16 protein-coding genes are annotated in these 19855 nt (G+C 70.0%); 9 read left to right on the top strand and 7 right to left on the bottom strand.

The window, feature by feature from the left end:
- Positions 1 to 17: 17 nt before the first annotated feature.
- The 4 genes from ACIQZN_RS12505 to coxB all read right to left on the bottom strand — a co-directional run bounded on the left by ACIQZN_RS12505 (position 18) and on the right by coxB (position 4490).
- On the bottom strand, positions 18 to 1274 hold the full coding sequence (locus ACIQZN_RS12505) for an Ig-like domain-containing protein (RefSeq protein WP_403991399.1): 1257 nt from the start codon (positions 1272 to 1274) through the stop codon (positions 18 to 20).
- Between the two features lie 125 nt (positions 1275 to 1399).
- On the bottom strand, positions 1400 to 1798 hold the full coding sequence (locus ACIQZN_RS12500; protein WP_403991396.1) for a cytochrome c oxidase subunit 4: 399 nt from the start codon (positions 1796 to 1798) through the stop codon (positions 1400 to 1402).
- Positions 1795 to 3531, bottom strand: coding sequence for a cytochrome c oxidase subunit I (ctaD, locus tag ACIQZN_RS12495; RefSeq protein ID WP_403991393.1), 1737 nt, complete (start codon positions 3529 to 3531; stop codon positions 1795 to 1797). Before ctaD ends, ACIQZN_RS12500 begins: the two co-directional genes overlap by 4 nt.
- Complete coding sequence (coxB, locus tag ACIQZN_RS12490; protein ID WP_403991390.1) at positions 3528 to 4490, bottom strand: cytochrome c oxidase subunit II; 963 nt, start codon at positions 4488 to 4490, stop codon at positions 3528 to 3530. The genes ctaD and coxB overlap by 4 nt, the downstream gene beginning before the upstream one ends.
- Positions 4491 to 4754: 264 nt before the next feature.
- Here coxB and ACIQZN_RS12485 point away from each other — a divergent pair, with 264 nt between their 5' ends.
- On the top strand, positions 4755 to 6137 hold the full coding sequence (locus tag ACIQZN_RS12485) for a cysteine desulfurase/sulfurtransferase TusA family protein (protein ID WP_403991387.1): 1383 nt from the start codon (positions 4755 to 4757) through the stop codon (positions 6135 to 6137).
- Between the two features lie 8 nt (positions 6138 to 6145).
- Here the strand turns inward: ACIQZN_RS12485 and ACIQZN_RS12480 are convergent, their stop codons facing one another.
- A complete protein-coding gene (locus ACIQZN_RS12480; protein WP_383748898.1) occupies positions 6146 to 7120 on the bottom strand; it encodes a carbohydrate kinase family protein in 975 nt (324 codons plus the stop codon).
- A gap of 157 nt (positions 7121 to 7277) precedes the next feature.
- Here ACIQZN_RS12480 and ACIQZN_RS12475 point away from each other — a divergent pair, with 157 nt between their 5' ends.
- Entirely contained in the window at positions 7278 to 7472 is a 195-nt protein-coding gene (locus ACIQZN_RS12475) for a hypothetical protein (protein ID WP_403991384.1), read from the top strand.
- Between the two features lie 104 nt (positions 7473 to 7576).
- Complete coding sequence (locus tag ACIQZN_RS12470; RefSeq protein ID WP_403991382.1) at positions 7577 to 8995, top strand: hypothetical protein; 1419 nt, start codon at positions 7577 to 7579, stop codon at positions 8993 to 8995.
- A gap of 76 nt (positions 8996 to 9071) precedes the next feature.
- Here the strand turns inward: ACIQZN_RS12470 and ACIQZN_RS12465 are convergent, their stop codons facing one another.
- Positions 9072 to 9428, bottom strand: coding sequence for an iron-sulfur cluster assembly accessory protein (locus tag ACIQZN_RS12465; RefSeq protein WP_018555456.1), 357 nt, complete (start codon positions 9426 to 9428; stop codon positions 9072 to 9074).
- Positions 9429 to 9662: 234 nt separating this feature from the next.
- Here ACIQZN_RS12465 and nadA point away from each other — a divergent pair, with 234 nt between their 5' ends.
- The 4 genes from nadA to ACIQZN_RS12445 all read left to right on the top strand — a co-directional run bounded on the left by nadA (position 9663) and on the right by ACIQZN_RS12445 (position 18255).
- Entirely contained in the window at positions 9663 to 10871 is a 1209-nt protein-coding gene (gene nadA / locus ACIQZN_RS12460; protein WP_403991379.1) for a quinolinate synthase NadA, read from the top strand.
- 141 nt (positions 10872 to 11012) lie between these two features.
- On the top strand, positions 11013 to 12416 hold the full coding sequence (locus ACIQZN_RS12455) for a hypothetical protein (RefSeq protein ID WP_403991376.1): 1404 nt from the start codon (positions 11013 to 11015) through the stop codon (positions 12414 to 12416).
- A gap of 2 nt (positions 12417 to 12418) precedes the next feature.
- Positions 12419 to 17563, top strand: a complete 5145-nt coding sequence (locus ACIQZN_RS12450; protein ID WP_403991373.1) for a tetratricopeptide repeat protein — start codon at positions 12419 to 12421, stop codon at positions 17561 to 17563.
- Entirely contained in the window at positions 17560 to 18255 is a 696-nt protein-coding gene (locus ACIQZN_RS12445; RefSeq protein ID WP_403991370.1) for a CHAT domain-containing protein, read from the top strand. Before ACIQZN_RS12450 ends, ACIQZN_RS12445 begins: the two co-directional genes overlap by 4 nt.
- On the opposite strand, the gene ACIQZN_RS12440 is transcribed toward ACIQZN_RS12445, so the two are convergent.
- Positions 18185 to 18526 (bottom strand): hypothetical protein, encoded by a 342-nt coding sequence (locus ACIQZN_RS12440; protein ID WP_403991366.1) that lies wholly within the window; start codon positions 18524 to 18526, stop codon positions 18185 to 18187. The two genes, ACIQZN_RS12445 and ACIQZN_RS12440, sit on opposite strands and share 71 nt — an antisense overlap.
- 177 nt (positions 18527 to 18703) lie before the next feature.
- On the opposite strand from ACIQZN_RS12440, the gene ACIQZN_RS12435 reads away from it, so the two are divergent.
- Together ACIQZN_RS12435 and ACIQZN_RS12430 are read left to right on the top strand one after the other, a co-directional pair.
- On the top strand, positions 18704 to 19549 hold the full coding sequence (locus tag ACIQZN_RS12435; RefSeq protein WP_403991363.1) for a helix-turn-helix domain-containing protein: 846 nt from the start codon (positions 18704 to 18706) through the stop codon (positions 19547 to 19549).
- The gene (locus ACIQZN_RS12430; protein ID WP_403991360.1) at positions 19528 to 19722 is read left to right on the top strand and encodes a DUF397 domain-containing protein; all 195 of its coding nucleotides are present in this window, start codon (positions 19528 to 19530) and stop codon (positions 19720 to 19722) included. The genes ACIQZN_RS12435 and ACIQZN_RS12430 overlap by 22 nt, the downstream gene beginning before the upstream one ends.
- Positions 19723 to 19855 lie beyond the last annotated feature (133 nt).

The following is a 19855-nucleotide window of genomic DNA, read 5'->3' as shown; positions in this document are numbered from 1 at the left end:
ACGGACGGTTCCCACGGTCAGACCTGGGGGCGCAGTCGCGCCGCGCTGACCTTGTCGACCTTCGGTGCGGTGGTGTCGTTGTTCAGCGCGCTGCCCTTCTGCCACTTGGCCCAGGACAGGTTCCAGTCGCCGTAGCCGTTGTCGAAGGGCGTCATCGTCTCGCCGTCGCTGCCGACGACGCTGACGATGTCGCCCTCGCGCACGGTGTTGAAGAACCACTCGGCCTCGCTGGTGCTCATGCCGGTGCAGCCGTGGCTGACGTTGGCGTACCCCTGCGAGCCGGTGGACCAGGGCGCCGCGTGCACGTATTCGCCGCTCCATGTCACCCGGGTGGCCCAGTAGACGTCGAGGTCGTACGAGTCGGAGGACCCGGCGGCGATCCCGATGGATTCCCCGCGCATACGTACGTACTGCTCCTTCCCGAGCACGACCTTGACGCCGTTGCGCGTGTCGAACCCGGGTTTGCCCGTGGTGACTGGGATGGTGTTGATCACCTCACCGTTGCGGAGCACCGTCATGGAGTGCTCCGAGGCGTCCGTGATGGCCTCTATGCGGTCCCCCGTGGTGATCTTCAACGCCTTGGCGGGTGCTCCGTAGAGCGAGTTGGTGACCTTTATCCCGGTCAGGTTGGAGCTGACCTCGATGGCGGCCTTCGCCGGCCAGTACTCCTTGGGCCGGTAGTGCAGCGTCTTGTCGTCGACCCAGTACCAGGAGCCGGTGACCGAGGGCGTGGAGCGGACCCGCAGGCCGCGTTCGACGGTGGCGCGTGAGGCGTTGTCCGTGACGGGGGCGCTGAGCGTGGCGACGAGGGGCTGGCCGACGCCGTAGGTGCCCGCCTGGGGGCCGAAGGTGACCTTAAGGAACTTGGTGGCCTTGGCGGTGTCGAAGGACATCGTGCGGGTGCCGGGTGCCCCGTCGTCGTCCTCCATACGGACCTTGACGGTGTAGCGGGTCCCTGCGGCCAGCGGAGCGGTGGAGTGCCACCGGTGTCCATCGGCGTCGAGTTCGCCCGCCAGATGGCGTCCTGAGGCGTCCACGGCCGATACGTCGGTGATCCGGCCGTCGTCGGCGTCGACCCGGACCTCCAGGGGCTTGTCGGGGTCGACCTTCTTGCCGCCGTCGGGCGTGTTGAAGGAGACCTCGTCGGCCGCGTCGAACGGCTGGGCCGACAGAGGGTGACCATCGGAATCCCCGCAGGCTGCCGCCCCGGCGACCAAGGTCGCGGCCAGCAGAGTGCAGCTCACTACGGGACGGATGCGCAGCGTGTGGTTCATGGACTCACGCTAAGAACATTCGTCCGTTTCAGCGCGCGGGACGACTGCAAACGGGGGGCCGACCACTTCGTGTCGAAGTGTCGGCCCCCCGTCAGGTGGAGCGGTGTGCTACCGGCGGACCGGTCTCACTGGGTGCGGTTCTCACCCCGGTAGTACTCGAATACCCAGCCGAACAGGCCGACCAGGAGGAGCGGCGCCGAGAAGAACAGCAGCCACCAGCCGAAGACGACGCCCAGGAAGGCGAAGGCACCGCCGATCGCCAGCGAGAGCGGCTGCCAGCTGTGCGGGGAGAAGAACCCCACCTCGCCGGCCTCGTCCGCGACGTCGGCCTCCTTGTTGTCCTGCGCCATCGCGTCGACCCGCCGGGCCGTGAAGGCCAGGTAGAAGCCGATCATCACGCTCAGGCCGAACGCGAGAACCAGTGCGGTGGTGCCGACCGGCTCCTTCGACCACACGCCGTACGTGATGGCCATGACGAGGATGAACACCGCCAGGCCGAGGAACATCTTGCCCTGGATCTTCACTTGCCGGCCTCCTTGCCGCCGGCGAGGGCCTTGTCACCCTCGGAGGCGTGGTCCAGCTGCTCCAGCGCCGTGATCTCCGGGTGGTGCAGGTCGAACGCCGGGGATTCGGAGCGGATACGGGGCAGCGTGAGGAAGTTGTGCCGCGGCGGCGGGCAGGAGGTCGCCCACTCCAGCGAGCGGCCGTAGCCCCACGGGTCGTCCACCTCGACCTTCTTGCCGTACTTGGCGGTCTTCCAGACGTTGTAGAAGAACGGCAGGATCGACAGGCCGAGCAGGAACGACGAGATCGTCGAGATGGTGTTCAGCGCGGTGAAGCCGTCCGCGGCGAGGTAGTCCGCGTAACGCCGCGGCATGCCCTCCGCGCCCAGCCAGTGCTGCACCAGGAACGTGCCGTGGAAGCCGATGAACAGCGTCCAGAAGGTGATCTTGCCGAGCCGCTCGTCCAGCATCTTGCCGGTGAACTTCGGCCACCAGAAGTGGAATCCGGAGAACATCGCGAACACCACGGTGCCGAAGACGACGTAGTGGAAGTGCGCGACCACGAAGTACGAGTCGGAGACGTGGAAGTCCATCGGCGGCGAGGCCAGGATGACGCCGGTCAGACCACCGAAGGTGAAGGTGATCAGGAAGCCGATCGCCCAGAGCATCGGTGTCTCGAAGGACAACGAGCCCTTCCACATCGTGCCGATCCAGTTGAAGAACTTCACCCCGGTGGGTACCGCGATGAGGAACGTCATGAAGGAGAAGAACGGCAGGAGCACTCCGCCGGTGACGTACATGTGGTGGGCCCACACGGTCACCGAGAGGCCGGCGATGGAGATCGTCGCGGCCACCAGGCCGATGTAACCGAACATCGGCTTGCGGCTGAACACTGGGATCACTTCCGAAATGATCCCGAAGAACGGCAAGGCGATGATGTACACCTCTGGATGGCCGAAGAACCAGAAGAGGTGTTGCCACAGCAAGGCGCCGCCGTTGGCGGCGTCGAATACATGGGCACCGAACTTGCGGTCCGCCTCCAGGGCGAACAGCGCGGCCGCCAGGACCGGGAAGGCCAGCAGGACCAGAACACCGGTCAGCAGGACGTTCCAGACGAAGATCGGCATGCGGAACATCGTCATGCCGGGCGCGCGCATGCAGATGATCGTGGTGATGAAGTTGACCGAGCCGAGGATCGTGCCGAAGCCGGAGAAGGCCAGACCCATGATCCACATGTCGGCGCCGACACCCGGCGAACGGACGGCGTCCGAGAGCGGGGAGTAGGCGAACCAGCCGAAGTCCGCCGCACCCTGCGGGGTGAGGAAGCCGGCCACCGCGATGATCGAGCCGAAGAGGTACAGCCAGTAGGCGAACATGTTCAGCCGCGGGAACGCCACGTCGGGCGCGCCGATCTGCAGCGGCATGATCCAGTTCGCGAAACCGGCGAACAGCGGCGTCGCGAACATCAGCAGCATGATCGTGCCGTGCATCGTGAACGCCTGGTTGAACTGCTCGTTCGACATGATCTGCGTGCCCGGCCGGGCCAGCTCGGCGCGCATGAAGAGCGCCAGCAGGCCGCCGATGCAGAAGAAGGCGAACGATGTGACCAGGTACATCGTGCCGATCGTCTTGTGGTCAGTGGTGGTCAGCCACTTGATGACGACGTTTCCCGGCTGCTTGCGCCGGACCGGCAGCTCGTCCTCGTACGAGTCGTCTGCTGCCGCGGCACCCTGAGGTTCGTTGAGGATGCTCACAGTTTGTTCGTCTCCGCATTCCTGGCCGGGTCAGTCTGCTCGATACCGGCCGGCACGTAACCCGTCTGGCCCTTCTTCGCCAGCTCCTTGAGGTGCGCCTGGTACTGCGCCGGGGAGACGACCTTGACGTTGAAGAGCATCCGGGAGTGGTCGGCGCCGCAGAGCTCGGCGCACTTGCCGAGGAAGGTGCCCTCCTCGGTGGGGGTCACCTCGAAGGCGTTGGTGTGGCCCGGAATGACGTCCTGCTTCATGAGGAACGGCACCACCCAGAAGGAGTGGATGACGTCACGGGAAGTCAGGATGAAACGGACCTTCTCCCCCTTGGGCAGCCACAGGGTGGGACCCGGGTTACCGGTGTCCGCGTCCCTGTCGCCCGGGACGCCGACGTCGTAGACGCCGTCCGCACCCTTGGGGAAGTCCTTGCGGAACCTGTTCGGGATGGCGTCGAGCTCCTTGGGGACCTCGTTGCCCGTGGCGGCGGAGCCGTCCACGTTCTCGATGTAGTTGAAGCCCCAGCTCCACTGGTAGCCGACCACGTTGATGGTGTGGGCGGGCTTCGGGGAGAGCGTGAGGAGCTTCGTCTCGTCCCGGGCGGTGAAGTAGAACAGCACCGAGACGATGATCAGGGGGACCACGGTGTACAGCGCCTCGATGGGCATGTTGTACCGGGTCTGCGGAGGTACCTCCACCTTGGTGCGGCTGCGCCGGTGGAAGATGACGCTCCACAGGATCAGGCCCCAGACCAGGACGCCCGTGGCGAGCGCTGCCGCCCACGAGCCCTGCCAGAGGGAAAGGATCCGTGGGGCCTCTTCCGTTACCGGCTTGGGCATACCAAGGCGGGGGAAGTCCTTGTACGTGCAACCGGTGGCGGTCGCCAGGATCAGGCCCGCAGTCAGCACCTGCGGCAGCTTCCGCCGCATCGGGCGCCGCGACGAGCGGTCGGAGCCGTTGGGACTCACGTAGCGCCTTCCCGAGAGTCTCGCCCGCACGGTCCGCGGCCGTCTCGCTGGTCGGTCGCCGGCCCTGTGCGGGCAGGGGTTTGGATGTTTATGCGGACCAAACCCTACTGGACGCTATTTGGGGTCGCGCGGGGAGGGTGCCCAACGCGCCGCCCGACTCCCCGAAGGGGTGGAATTCGCGCCTCCGGCCGCCATCTGACGGCCCCTCCACGGGAGGCGCGGCCGGTGGCGGGCGACGGGGGCGCTCCGGGCTAGCGTGACCCGGTGCCCTACTTCGACGCGGCGTCCGCCGCCCCCCTGCACCCCGTCGCCCGCCAGGCGCTGCTTGCCGCGCTGGACGAGGGCTGGGCCGATCCGGCCCGGCTGTACCGCGAGGGACGCCGCGCCCGGCTGCTTCTCGACGCGGCCCGGGAGGCGGCGGCCGAGGGGGTCGGGTGCCGTCCCGACGAGCTCACCTTCACCTCCTCGGGCACCCGGGCGGTGCATTCCGGAATTTCCGGCGCGCTCGCCGGGCGTCGGCGTGTCGGACGCCGTCTGGTGGTGTCGGCGGTCGAACACTCGTCGGTCCTCCACGCGGCGGCGGACCACGAGGACCGGGGCGGCACCGTCCATCAGGTCCCGGTGGAACGGACCGGCGCGGTGGACGCGGAGACGTTCGGGCGGGCGCTCACCGAGGACACCGCGCTCGCCTGCCTCCAGTCCGCCAGCCACGAGGTGGGCACCGAGCAGCCGGTGGCCGAGGCGGCCGGGCTGTGCCGGGCGGCCGGGGTGCCGCTCCTTGTGGACGCCGCGCAGTCGCTGGCCTGGGGCCCGGCGTCGGAGGGCTGGTCGCTGCTGGCGGGCAGCGCGCACAAGTGGGGCGGGCCGGCCGGGGTCGGGCTGCTCGCGGTGCGCAAGGGGGTCCGGTTCGCGCCCCAGGGGCCCGCGGACGAGCGGGAGTCAGGGCGGGCGCCGGGGTTCGAGAACCTGCCGGCGATCGTCGCGGCCGCCGCGTCCCTGCGCGCGGTGCGGGCGGAGGCGGACGCGGAGGGGGCCCGGCTGCGGGCGCTGGTGGACCGGATCCGGGCCCGGGTGCCCGCACTGGTGCCCGATGTGGAGGTGGTCGGCGATCCGGTGCGGCGGCTGCCGCATCTGGTGACCTTCTCCTGTCTCTATGTCGATGGGGAGACTCTGCTCGGCGAGCTGGACCGGGCCGGTTTCTCCGTGTCGTCCGGTTCGTCCTGCACGAGCAGCACGCTGACGCCGAGCCATGTGCTCAAGGCGATGGGCGTCCTGTCGGAGGGGAACGTCCGCGTGTCGCTGCCCCGGGGCACCTCGGAGGAGGACGTCGACCGCTTCCTGGAGGTGCTTCCGGGCCTGGTCGCCGGGGTCCGCGAGAAGCTGGGCGCACCGGTGGCCGCGGTCCCCTCCCCCGCCCCGGACGACTCGTTGGTGGTCGACGCGCTGGGCAAGCGGTGCCCGATCCCGGTGATCGAGCTCGCAAAGGTGATCGGAGAGGTGCCGGTGGGCGCCACGGTGACGGTGCTCTCCGACGACGAGGCGGCCCGGCTGGACATCCCGGCGTGGTGCGCGATGCGCGAGCAGGAGTACGTGGGCGAGGAGCCGGCGGACCGGGGCGCGGCCTATGTGGTCCGCCGGCTCTCCTGACGGGGTGCTCAGGCGAGGTGCGCGTGGACCTCGGCGGCGGCCTCGTGGCCGTACGCCTTGGTGAAGCGGTCCATGAAGTGGGTGCGGTGCAGGGTGTACTCCTGGGTGCCCACGGTCTCGATGACGAGCGTGGCGAGCATGCAGCCGACCTGGGCGGCGCGCTCCAGGCCGACGCCCCAGGCGAGACCGGAGAGGAATCCGGCGCGGAAGGCGTCGCCGACGCCGGTCGGGTCGGCCTTGACGTTCTCCTCGGGGCAGCCGACCTCGATCGGCTCCTCGCCGGCCCGCTCGATGCGCACGCCCTGGGCGCCGAGCGTGGTGACCCGGTGGCCGACCTTGCCGAGGATCTCCTCGTCGGTCCAGCCGGTCTTGGACTCGATGAGCCCCTTCTCGTACTCGTTGGAGAAGAGGTACGTGGCGCCGTCGAGGAGGATGCGGATCTCGTCACCGTCCATGCGGGCGATCTGCTGCGAGAAGTCGGCGGCGAACGGGATGCCGCGCGTACGGCACTCCTCGGTGTGGCGGAGCATGCCCTCCGGGTCGTCGGCGCCGATGGAGACCAGGTCGAGGCCGCCCACGCGGTCGGCGACGGCCTTGAGCTCGATGAGGCGGGCCTCGCTCATGGCGCCGGTGTAGAAGGAGCCGATCTGGTTGTGGTCGGCGTCCGTGGTGCAGACGAAGCGGGCGGTGTGCAGGACCTCGGAGATCCGCACCGCGCTGGTGTCGACGCCGTGCCGGTCGAGCCAGGCGCGGTACTCGTCGAAGTCGGAGCCGGCCGCGCCGACCAGGATCGGCTTGGTGCCGAGCAGGCCCATGCCGAAGCAGATGTTGGCGGCGACCCCTCCCCGGCGTACGTCCAGGTTGTCGACCAGGAAGGAGAGCGAGACCGTGTGCAGCTGGTCGGCGACCAGCTGGTCGGCGAAGCGGCCGGGGAAGGTCATGAGGTGGTCGGTGGCGATGGAGCCGGTGACTGCGATACGCACGGGGAGACGTCTCCTGCGGAGGTCGAGGGGGAACGGATGTCCGCGTCCCAGGGGTGACGTGACAGTTCACGCTACCCGCTCCCGCCGGGCCCGAAGCGGAAAAACTACCCGATAGTAGGGCTTTCTTCGCGGGCTCGGTGGTGCCTACGGTGCCGTTATGTCGAACCACATCGCCCCGCGCGAGTCCGAGACCGGTCTGGCCGAGCTGCGCGGAGACTGCGCACGGATGGCTCCGCACTGGGTGGCCCCCACGAGGGTCACCCCTACCCGCGTCGCGCCCGCCCTGATCCACGGGGTCACCGTGCCGCCCGCCTCGGCCCGCCTGCTCGACGCGATGGAGGAGAGGCCCTAGGGGAACCAGCTGCCTCGCTGATCCGTCCCAGCCCTGTCCGCCCCACACGGCGGGCCGTGCGCCGGCCGGGCGCACGACGGCGATGCAGGCGAAGGAGCGATCCGGTGAGCACCGAGCGACCCGACAACGACGTGACGACCACCCGGCGGCGTTCCCCGCTGGTCGCGGCCTCCGTGGCGGCCGCCGTCCTGCTGGCCGGTGGCGGCGGAGCGTACTGGGCCGCGACCGCGGCGGACGGCGGCGACGACACGCCGAGCACCGCGTCCGGCGGGGGCTCCACTCCCCCACCCCTGGCCCTGGACGACGCCGGAACGCCGACCGCCCCCTCCCGCGAGGGCATCGCCCCCGGCGAGCCCGATCCGCACGGCGGGCGGCTGGTCTACCGCGCGTCCGGGAAGCTGCCGGACGGGCCGGAGAAGGCCGCCGTCCAACGCGCCGGGGGCACAGTCACGGCGGCCGAGGTCACCCGGCTGGCGAAGGCGCTCGGACTTTCCGGCACCCCGCAGTCCGAGGCCACCTCTTGGAAGGTCGGCTCCGACGGGGACGGCTCGGGTCCGGTGCTGCGGGTGAACAAGCAGGCGCCGGGGAGCTGGACCTTCACCCGGTACGGCTCCGGCGGGACGGACAACTGCAAGGAGGGGGCCGTCTGCGCGGTGGCCCCGGGCGGTTCCGGGCAGCCGGTGGACGAGAAGACCGCGAAGGCCGCCGCCGCGCCGGTGCTGAAGGCGGCGGGCCAGGACGACGCGGCGCTCGACGCGCACCAGCTGATGGGCTCGGCCCGGGTGGTCAACGCCGATCCGGTGGTGGACGGGCTCCCCACGTACGGCTGGGCGACCGGCATCCAGGTGGGCCCGGACGGTCAGGTGACCGGGGGCTCCGGAAAGCTGAAGGCCCTGGAGAAGGGCGACGCCTATCCGGTGATCGGCGCGGCCGATGCGCTGAAGCGGCTCAACGCGGCTCAGCCTCCGGCCGGGGAGATCGGCGGGTGCGCCTCACCGGCCCCGCTGTCGGACGGGGTCAGCTGCGGAGCGAAGACCGGTGCGGAGCGGCCCGCGACGACGGTGACGGTGGAGAAGGCTGTCTTCGGGCTGGCGGTGCACACGGCGGGCGGCGAGCAGCTGCTCGTACCGTCGTGGATCTTCTCGGTGCAGCCGGCCGGTGGCCTCGGTGACACGGTCACGCAGGTGGCGGTGGACCCGGAGTACCTGAAGCGGGAGCCGGTTCCGGGCACGTCCCCGTCCCCGGACGGCGACGGTACGACGAAGGCTCGGGCGGTCCAGTCGTACAGCGCGGACGGGCGGACGCTGTCGGTGACGTTCTGGGGCGGTGTCTGCAGTACGTACACGGCGAGCGCGCGCGAGGACGGGGACACGGTCCGGGTGACCGTGACCGAGAAGAAGGACCCGGGCAAGGTCTGCGTGATGATCGCGAAGGAGCTGACCCGTACGGTCACGCTGGAACGGCCGCTGGACGGCCGGAAGGTGGTCGACGCGGAATCCGGCTCCCTGGTGCCGCGCGCCTGAGCCACCCTCTTGCGTACAACGGCAGCGGCCCCGGGACCGAAGTCCCGGGGCCGCCGCCTCGACGCTGTGGTGCGACTCAGCTGAAGGAGTCGCCGCAGGCGCAGGAACCCGTGGCGTTCGGGTTGTCGATGGTGAAGCCCTGCTTCTCGATGGTGTCGACGAAGTCGACCGAGGCGCCGCCCAGGTACGGGGCGCTCATGCGGTCGGTGACGACCTTCACACCGTCGAAGTCCTTGACGACGTCACCGTCGAGGGAGCGCTCGTCGAAGAAGAGCTGGTAGCGCAGGCCCGAGCAGCCGCCGGGCTGGACGGCGACGCGAAGCGCCAGGTCCTCACGGCCTTCCTGCTCCAGCAGGGCCTTGACCTTGGCTGCGGCGGCGTCGGACAGGAGGATGCCGTCGCTCACGGTGGTGGTCTCGTCCGATACGGACATCTGCTTCTCTCCCGGGTTGTACGGAGACTGCTTGCCGACGTTGCAACCGTCGGGGCCGCGGATTCATTCCGGGCCGAGCGCTTGCCTGTTCCCTTCATGCTCGCACACCCGTCCTGCGGGCGGATGCGTCACATTGACGCTTTCGGCATCGTCAAAGTGACGTGAAGCGGCTATGATAGATAACGTCAATTAGACGAAAAGGCTTTCTCCACAGAGAAGTCCGCAGAAGAAAGGGTGCGTGACGTGACCACGGCCCACCCCGTCCAGGATCTCGATGTCCAGCCGACGCCGCTCGCCCTGCTCCTGCTGGGCCGCGACGCCGACCCCAGGAGCGAGCGCGGTGTCGAGTGCCCCGGCGACCTGCCCTCCCCGTCCGACCCGGACCTGGTGGCCCGCGCCCGCGCGGCCAAGGAGAAGCTGGGCGAGAAGGTCTTCGTCCTGGGTCACCATTACCAGCGCGACGAGGTCATCCAGTTCGCCGACGTGACCGGCGACTCCTTCAAGCTCGCCCGGGACGCCGCGGCCCGCCCGGAGGCGGAGTACATCGTCTTCTGCGGTGTGCACTTCATGGCCGAGTCGGCGGACATCCTCACCACCGACGACCAGAAGGTCGTGCTGCCGGACCTGGCGGCGGGCTGCTCGATGGCCGACATGGCCACCGCCGAGCAGGTCGCCGAGTGCTGGGACGTGCTGACCGAGGCGGGTGTCGCCGAGCAGGTCGTGCCCGTCTCGTACATGAACTCCTCCGCCGACATCAAGGCGTTCACCGGCCGGCACGGCGGCACGATCTGCACCTCGTCCAACGCCGAGCGCGCCCTGGAGTGGGCCTTCGAGCAGGGGGAGCCCTCGGCAGTCAAGGTGCTCTTCCTGCCGGACCAGCACCTGGGCCGCAACACCGCCGTGCGGGACATGGGCATGTCCCTGGAGGACTGCGTCCTCTACAACCCGCACAAGCCGAACGGCGGCCTGACCGCCGAGGAGCTGCGGAACGCGAAGATGATCCTGTGGCGCGGCCACTGCTCGGTGCACGGCCGCTTCTCGGTCGACTCCGTCAACGACGTGCGCGAGCGCATCCCCGGCGTCAACGTGCTGGTGCACCCCGAGTGCAAGCACGAGGTCGTGGCGGCCGCGGACTACGTCGGCTCGACGGAGTACATCATCAAGGCCCTGGAGGCGGCCCCGGCCGGCTCGAAGTGGGCGATCGGCACCGAGCTGAACCTGGTCCGCCGCCTGGCGAACCGTTTCGCCCCCGAGGGCAAGGAGATCGTCTTCCTCGACAAGACGGTCTGCTTCTGCTCCACGATGAACCGCATCGACCTGCCGCACCTGGTCTGGACCCTGGAGTCCCTGGCCGAGGGCAAGGAGGTCAACCGGATCGTGGTGGACCCGGAGACGGAGAAGTACGCGAAGCTGGCGCTGGAGCGGATGCTGGCGCTGCCGTAGCCCTTCTGCGGTGCTTTCCGTGACGCTTCTTCGCACGGAAGATCCGGACGCGGCCGATTTTGTCCGGACCGGCCCGGAACCCCGTCCCCCGTATCTACGCTGCTGTCCTCATTCGGCGGTGTGGATACGGGGGACAGTCATATGGCGCAGCGCAGCAGGGCCGAGGACCTGGTGGTCGTCGTACCGGGAATCCTCGGCAGCACGCTCGCGGACGCGGACGGGCACGAGGTCTGGGCGGCCTCCGGGAGGGCCCTGGTGCGGGGCATCCGCACCTTCGGCAACTCGGTCAAGGGCCTGACGCTCCCGGCCGGCCTGGGCGACGAGCACCCCGGCGACGGCGTACGGCCCACCGGGCTCATGTCCGATGTGCACGCGCTGCCGGGTGTGTGGAAGCCCGTGGACGGGTACAGCAGCCTGCTGAACTGGCTGGAAGGCAACTTCACCCTCCAGCGCCGCCTCCCGGGCGAGGCGGCCGATATCTCCGCCAACCTGGTCGGCTTCGCCTACGACTGGCGGCTCTCCTGCCGCTACAACGCGGAGCGGCTGGCCGAGCGCGTGGACGAGGAGCTGGGCCGCTGGCGCGCCTCCCGGCCGGACCGGCGGGACGCGAAGGTGGTCTTCCTCTGCCACTCCATGGGCGGCCTGGTCACCCGGAGCTACGTCGAGCAGTGCGGGGGCGCGGAGGTCACGCGCCGCGTGGTCACACTGGGGACGCCGTACCGGGGGTCGCTGGACGCGCTGCTGTACCTGGTCAATGGGATGCGTTACGGGATCGGCCCGGTCGGCCTCGACCTCACGCCGTTCGCCCGGAGCCTGCCGTCGTTGCACCAGCTCACGCCGGATTACGCGTGCCTGGCGGCGGCCGGGGGTTCGGGGCTGCGGTACGCGCGTGAGGTGACGGGGCTGCCGGGGGTGGATGGGGAGCTGCTGCGCCTCGCGGGCCTGTTCCATGCGGAGCTGCGGGAGTCCGGCGCGGGGGCGCGGTACGGGGTGGAGTACGTGCCGGTGGGCGGGGTGCGGCAGCCGACGCCTACGACGGCCGGGGTGGAGGGCGAGACGCTGCGGGCTCTGCTCACCATCGACGGGGTGGACGAGGGGGGCGACGGGCGGGTGCCCGATCTCTCCAGCCGCGCGGTGGGGGCGGGGCGGCACGCGTACACCCCGTGGGAGAAGCACGGTTCCCTCCAGAACAACAAGGGGGTCCGCCAGAGCCTCTACGCCTCGCTCACTCCGGAGCCGCCCGTGCACCGGGGGTCGGAGGACGAGGATGTGCCGCTCTCGGTGGAGGCGCCGGAGATTCTGGTGGAGGGGGAGGCGTACGAGATCCGGGCTACGGCTCCTGCGGATGTGCCGGGGCACGATCGGGTCGCGGTCTTCGCGGGGGTGGAGGGCGGTCCGATGCGGACGATGACGAACCGGGGTGGCGGGGTGTACAGCCTCCGGATCAACGGGCTTCCGGTGGGTGGGCATCGGGTGCGGATCGGGACGCGTGTTTCGGCCAATGTGGTGATGACCGCGTTGGTGCTGGTTCTGGAGCGGGGCTGACGATGACGGGTGCGGCGGGGACGGCGCTTTGTGTGGTGTGCGAGGAGTACGCGGACGGGGGGCGGTTTCCCCGGCTCGTGGGGGCCGGGGCCCAGATGGACGAGATCGTGCGGCTGCTGGAGGGGCTGGGGTACGAGGCGCGGAAGGTGGGGGGTGGGAATCCTTCGGCGGCGGCGTTCGATGACGAGAGCGAAGAGTGGTCCTCGGGCTGGCTTGCCACGGGTGACTCCAAACCGGCTCTGATCATCTGGTCGGGGCACGGGGTGCGGGTCGACGGTGAGACACGGCTTGTGCTCTCGGACCTGAAGCGTGTCGCCGGATCCGGACAGTGGAAGACACGCGCGAGACGGCAAGGGGTCACGGCCGACGATCTGGTCAGCGCGGCCCTCGACTCCGGGGCCGAACACGTGATCCTGATCATCGACACGTGTTACGCGGGTGGCGGCGCGGTTCCGGCCCTGAGGCTGGCGCTCAGTCGCTGGGAGGAGGAGTCCTCACCACCCGGGCACGTCAAGTGGCTGGGTTTCCTGGCGAGTTGCCAGAGCCATGAGACCTCGGACGGCAGCGGGCCGCTGCTGGTCGCGTTGACGAAGGTCCTGAAGGAAGGTCCGGCGGGCGACGAGTACCGGTCCGCGTGGAGCGCCCACAACGCGCTCGTCAGCGGGCCGGACCTGCTGGGCGCCATCGCCACGCGGTGGGAGGGCGAGGGCCAGACACCGGTCCCCGCCACCCTCGGCGAGTGGCGCCCCGCCTTCCCCAACCCCCTCCACTCCCCCGAGGCCCCGGCCCGGCTGGTGGAACACCTGGTGCAGGCCGCACGCGGGGTCGGCCACCGGGAAGAGGGCTGGTTCTTCACCGGCCGTACGAGGGTGCTGGGCCGGATCGTGGAGTGGCTGGACGAGGACGCGCCCGGCCTGTTCCTGGTGACCGGGCCCGCCGGTTGCGGGAAGTCCGCCGTGTTGGGCCGCATCGCCACGCTCGCGGACCCGGAGCAGCGGGCGCGGGCCGTCGAGAGCGGCGCACTGCGCGACGGCGACCCGGACCCGGGTGTCCGTGCGGAACGCACCCTCGCGGCGGTGCACCTGCGCGACCTGACGCCGTTGCAGGCGGCGGAACGGCTGGCCCGCGGCCTGGGGCTGCCCCGGCCGCGCAGTACGGACGATTTCCGGGCGGAGGTACGGGAGTTGTCGCCGCAGCCCGTCCTGGTGGTCGACGGCCTGGACGAGGTGCCGGCCGAGCACACGCAGAGCGTGATCGAGGAGTTGGTGTTCCCGCTGAGCCGGTCGGTGCCGGTGCTGCTGGGTTCGCGGGAGCGGGTGTTCCGCAACAAGCTGGAGGACAACGAGTCGCTGGTGCAGGCGCTGTCCCGGCACATCGGGGCGGGCGTCGAGGCCGTCGACCTCGAAGACGAGCCGCATACGCGGGAGGACATCGGCGAGTATGTGCGGCGCCGGTGCGAGCAGGGCGAGATGGCCGAGGGCCCGGCCCGGGAGGTCGGCGCGGCGATCGCCGAGCGGGCCACGGATGTCGGGGGCGGCTTCCTCTTCGCCCGCCTGGTTACTAGCACGGTCCTGGCGCGGGCCGCGTCGGGGAAGGACGGGTCTCTGCTGACGGACCTGCCCGACTCCATCGACGCCGCGTTCGAGAACGAACTGCGAGCGGTGCCCGCACGGGTACGGGACGACGGCACGGTCCTCCCCGAGGCGGCCTGGGACCTGCTGTCCGCACTGGCCTGGACGGTGGGCCAGGGGATGCCTGCGGGCGGCGTGTGGGAGGCGGTGGCCGGGGCGTTGGGCGGGGGCGTGGTCTACGACGAGACCGACGTGGACTGGGCGCTGTCGGCCTTCGGGCGCTACATCGTGGAGGACGCGGAGGAGGGGCAGGCGGTGTATCGCCTGTATCACCGGGAGTTCGTCGCTCATCTCAGGCGGCGGGAGGGGCCGGACGGCGGGGATGCCGACGAGGTGGTGTTGCGGACGCTGGTGGACCTGGTGAAGCGGCAGGGGCGGGTGGGTGACTGGTCGGGCCTGGATCCGTATGTGACGCGAGGGCTCGTCCGGCACGCGGTGCGGTGCGGTGGCAGTGGGATCGAGATGCTGCGGGCCTTGGTCGTCGGGGACGAGGAAAACGCTCGGCCCTATCTGGCCGAGAGCGTGTACGAGTTGGCCTTGGCGCTTTCGGAGACAGGGCTGCGCGACGAGGCCCTGGACTACGCGCGCGAGGCGCATGGCCTCTACGAGGAGCTCTGCGCGGTCGACCCGGAGACTCACCTGCCGGGCCTCGCCGCCTCCCTCGGCAGCCTCGCCATCCGCCTCGCCGACACCGGAGATTGGCAAAACGCACTCGAACCCGCCGACAAAGCCGTACAGCTCTACCGCACCCTCGCCAGACAACACCCCGCAGCCTTTCTCCCCAACCTCGCCGGCTCCCTGAACAACCTCGCCATCCGCCTCGCCGATGCCGGAGACCGGCGAGGCGCACTCGCATCCGCCCACGAAGCCGCCGAGCTCTACCGCACCCTCACCGAACAACACCCCGCCACCTTCACCCCCGACCTCGCCATCGCCCTCAACACCCTCGCCAACTCCCTCGCCGACGCCGGAGACCGGCGAGGCGCACTCAAACCCGCCCAAGAAGCCGCCGAGCTCTACCGCACCCTCACCGAACAACACCCCGCCACCTTCACCCCCGACCTCGCCATGTCCCTCAACAACCTCGCCAACCACCTCGCCGGCGCCGGAGACCGGCGAGGCGCGCTCAAACCCGCTCGCGAAGCCGCCGAGCTCTACAGCACCCTCACCGAACAACACCCCGCCGCCTTCGCTCCCCGTCTCGTCACCGCTCTCAACACGCTCGCCAACTCCCTCGCCGGCGCCGGAGACCGGCGAGGCGCACTCGCATCCGCCCGCGAAGCCACCCAGCTCTACCGCACCCTCACCGAACAAGACCCCTCCACCTTCGCCCCCCACCTGGCCAGCACCCTCAACACCCTCGCCAACCACCTCGCCGGCGCCGGAAACCCGCAAGGCGCACTCGAACCCGCCCACGAAGCCGTACGCATCCGACGCGCCCTCGCCGAACAACACCCCGCCACCTTCACCCCCCACCTCGCCGACGCCCTCAACACCCTCGCCACCTCGCTCGCCGATGCCGGAGACCGGCAAGGCGCACTCAAACCCGCCCACGAAGCCGTACACCTCTACCGCACCCTCACCGAACAACACCCCGCCACCTTCACCCCCCACCTCGCCGACGCCCTGAACAACCTCGCCAACCACCTCGCCGAGAGCGGAGACCCGCAAGTGGCACTCGAACCCGCCCGAGAAGCCACCCAGCTCCACCGCACCCTCGCCGGACAAGACCCCGCCACCTTCACGCCCGACGTCGCCATGTCCCTCAACACCCTCGCCGCCTCACTCGCCGACGCCGGAGACCCGCAAGGCGCACTCGAACCCGCCCACGAAGCCACCCAGCTCCACCGCACCCTCACCGAACAAGACCCCTCCACCTTCACCCCCCGCCTCGCCCTATCCCTCGACAACCTCGCCAACCGCCTCGCCGACGCCGGAGACCCGCAAGGCGCACTCGAACCCACCCGAGAAGCCACCCAGCTCCACCGCACCCTCACCGAACAAGACCCCTCCACCTTCACCCCCCACCTCGCCCTATCCCTCGACAACCTCGCCAACCGCCTCGCCGACGCCGGAGACCCGCAAGGCGCACTCGAACCCGCCCACAAAGCCGTACACCTCTACCGCGACCTCGCCGGACAAGACCCCGCCACCTTCACCCCTCGCCTCGCCACCACCCTCAACAACCTCGCCAACCGCCTGGCCGACGCCGGAGACCGGCGAGGCGCACTCGCATCCGCCCGCGAAGCCACCCTCATCCGACGCGACCTCGCCGAACAAGACCCCACCACCTTCACGCCCTACCTCGCCACCACCCTCAACAACCTCGCCATCCGCCTGGCCGAGAGCGGAGACCGGCAACGCGCACTCGAACCCGCTCGCGAAGCCACCCAGCTCCACCGCAGCCTCGCCGAACAAGACCCCGCCACCTTCACCCCTCGCCTCGCCACCACCCTCAACAACCTCGCCAGCCACCTCGCCGACACCGGAGACCCCGCGGCCGCAGTCCAGGCATACGAGCAGGTCATCGCCGATCTCCTCGCCAAGCACCCGGCAGTCTGCCGGACTCTCACCCTAGAACGGGACGTGTTCCTAGTCCGGAGGCAGGAATGCCCGACCACAGTCGGCCTTCGAGGTCTCGCCCAACTAGCGAGCACCCCAACCGCCGATGCACCGGACCGAGTAACGTTCCAAGCTCGGAGCGCTCTCCGCGCATACATTCAAGAGAGCGCCAAGCACCACGACGAACTGGCAGCCGTCTGGCACGACGAAACGTCCACACCGCTGCCCGGCTGGCTCGCACTCTCCCCCCAGGCGCTGCCCACCATCGCTGCGTGGGTGGCCACGCCGACCTGGTCCGACTCGTGCGCTTATTGGACCGATCACACCGAATTCCTGAGCGGCCCCCAGGCCGCAGCAGCCCTCACCGAGTACGCACTTCTCGCGCCCGATTCTGCACGCCCCCACCAAGCCCTGCGCGAGGCAGCCCTCGCCGAAGGCGCACCCGCCGCCTACCGCCCCCTCATCCTCGGCGAGCAGCTGGCCGACTGGACGGCCCTCACCGCCTGGGACGAGTCCGAGCAGTACCTCCGGGCCCACCCGGACCTCCTCGAACTCGACCCGCCGGACTCGGTCCCCGGCGCCCTCCTCCACGCAGCCCGCACCCACGACATCGCCACCGCCTACACCCTCGTACGCGACCGCGCCGCGCTCCAGCAGTACATCGACAACGCCCTCACCACCGGCGACGCCGACGCCCTCCGCCACGCGGCCTCCATCGAGGAGGAGGTGTACGACGACCAGCTCTCCGCCCGCACTCACCACCAGGCCGCGCTACTCCTCGCGGACAGCCCCGACGAGGCCGACCCCGACAGCCTCGCCCCCCTGGTCGCCGAGGCATCGCCCGACACACGCAACCGGCTGATCTCCGAAACCGCCGCCCTCAGCGCGGCCCACGCACCGCAGCACGCCGCGCACTGGGTGCGGATCATCCAGGTGCTGGCCGCCACCGGGTGACCGCCGCCGTCTGCCTGGTCCTCGCCGCCTCGCCCGAGGCCAGCCGGGCGCCCGCGCTGCATGAGGAGCACCGGGACGTGCAGCGCAGCGTCACGCACGCCCGGTTCGGGCACCTGTTGCGGCTCGACGTCCTTCCGGCTGCCCGGGCCGAGGACTTGGTGCAGTACCTGGCGGCCACCGTGCCGCATGTCCTGCACTTCGCGGGGCGCGGGACGCCCGACGGCGGGCCCCGCTTCGTCACCGATGACGGCGGCGAGGCGCCCGTCGCCCTGGACGGCTTACGCGACTGCGTCGCCGACGCCGCCCCGCTCGGGCTGCGGCTGGTGGTGCTCAACGCCTGCTGGACGGAACCGTTGGCCAAGGAGATGGCCGGCCTCGTCCCCGCAGCCATCGGGTGGGAGGGGCAGGTCCCCGACGCGCACGCGTGTGCGTTCGCCCGGGTCTTCTATCGCAACCTCGCCGAGGGCGACTCCGTGCTGAGCGCCCACGCCACGGCCTGCAAGCTGCTCGCGCTCATCGGGTGCACCGGCCTCCCCGTGCTGCACAGCGCCCCGGGTCACCTCCCCGAGGCCCACTTCCTCATCGCGACCTCCGACCGCCCCGTCCCGCCGGGCAAGCCGCTCAAGCCTCGCTGGTACCGGCCAGGGGGCCCGCCGCGCAAGCCGTGGTTTCCTCGGCCTCCGCAGGCGTAAGGAGGGCGGGAGCCAGCCGGTAGCCCCGGCTCTCCGCGATCCGCAAGGCGTCCTGCAACGACTCCGCCAGGCGGACCCCGGTGAACCTCAACTCGCGCGTGCCCAAGCCCGTTTCGGCCAACAGCGCCCGCGCCTCGCGCAACACGTACTGGGCCGAGTCGAGCAGGTCCGTCTCCACCTCGTCGGCCAGCCGTGACATCCGGCCGCCCGGGTCGTCGCTGCTCAGGTAGCACGGCGTCCCGCTCTCGCCGACCCAGGGGAGCAACCGCATCGGGTTCCCTTGCGCGTCGAACATCATGTCGCCTCCGCCTCCGTTCGGGGAGCGCTCTGGTCCCCGGTCATGCCCGCTGGTTACGGTGTGTGCCGAAATCGTCGCGCTGTGGCGGGTCTCCCCAACAGGGCCGCCGCGTCCCGACGTTCCACACGGGACACACGGAAGGCCCGCTCCATGACGTTCAGGCCCCAGCCGCTTTCCCCCTTCGCCTCCACGCGCCACTACTTCGGCTCGGAGTTACGCCGCCACCGCGAGCGGGCGAACCTCTCCCTCGTACAGCTGGCGGACATCGTCAACTCCAGCAAGAGCACGCTCGCCCGGATCGAGACGGCCGAACTGATGCCCCCGCCGGACATGCCCAGCTGCCTGGACATCGCCTTCGGAACGGACCAGCACTTCACGGGCCTCTACGGACTCGCCAAGCAGGAGATCCATCCCAACCAGTACCGGCGGTACATGGACTTCGAGGCCAAAGCAGTGCTCATAGAGCAGTACGGTGCGCTGGCTCTGCCCGGACTGCTCCAGACCGAGACGTACGCTCGCGAATTCCTGCGGTGCCAGCGCGACTTGAGCGACGAGCAGGTGGAGGAGCGCGTAGCCGCACGCATGTCCCGGCAGGAAAGGCTCAAGTCGGACTCAGCGCCCTTCCGATGGGCGATCATCGACGAGGCCGCGTTACGGCGGCAGATGGGCTCCCCCGCTGCCATGCACCAGCAGCTGGCCTCGTTGCTCGCTCAGGCCGATACGTCGAAGAGCAGCATCCAGGTCATGCCGTTCAGCGCGGGGCTCCACTACTTCATGGGCAGTGCGTTGACGCTGCTCACCCTCGCCGACGGTACGAAGGTGGCGTACGAGGAAGGTATCGAGGCCGGGCACCTCTACGAGGATCCGAAGAAGGTGGCACAGTGGCAGCGGCACTACGAGGTCCAGCGCGCCAACGCCCTCTCGCTTCCCGAGTCGGTGCAGATGATCCGGACCATCATGGAGGACTACGAACCGTGCGACACAACCCCGAGCTGAGTTCCGCCCGTTGGCGTCGTAGCAGCTACAGCAACGCCAACGGGGGCGAATGCGTCGAGATCGCCGACAACTTCCCCGGCCTCGTCCCCGTACGCGACAGCAAGAACCCCACCGGCCCCGCACTCCTCGTCAACTCCGCCGCCTGGGGCACCTTCGTCTCGTCCCTGAAGTAGCGCGCAGCGCAACGGCCCGTCCCACACACGCGTGTGGGACGGGCCGTTTCCTTATCACCCATGGACCGGAAAGAGTCGAGTTTGTCCGGACCGGCCCCCCGGCGTCCCATCCGTGCATACGCTGCTGTCCATT

Origin of the sequence: Streptomyces sp. NPDC097595, from assembly GCF_044761525.1 — a bacterium.
Lineage (GTDB): Bacteria > Actinomycetota > Actinomycetes > Streptomycetales > Streptomycetaceae > Streptomyces > Streptomyces drozdowiczii_A.
This window is presented reverse-complemented; position numbering and strand designations above follow the sequence as displayed.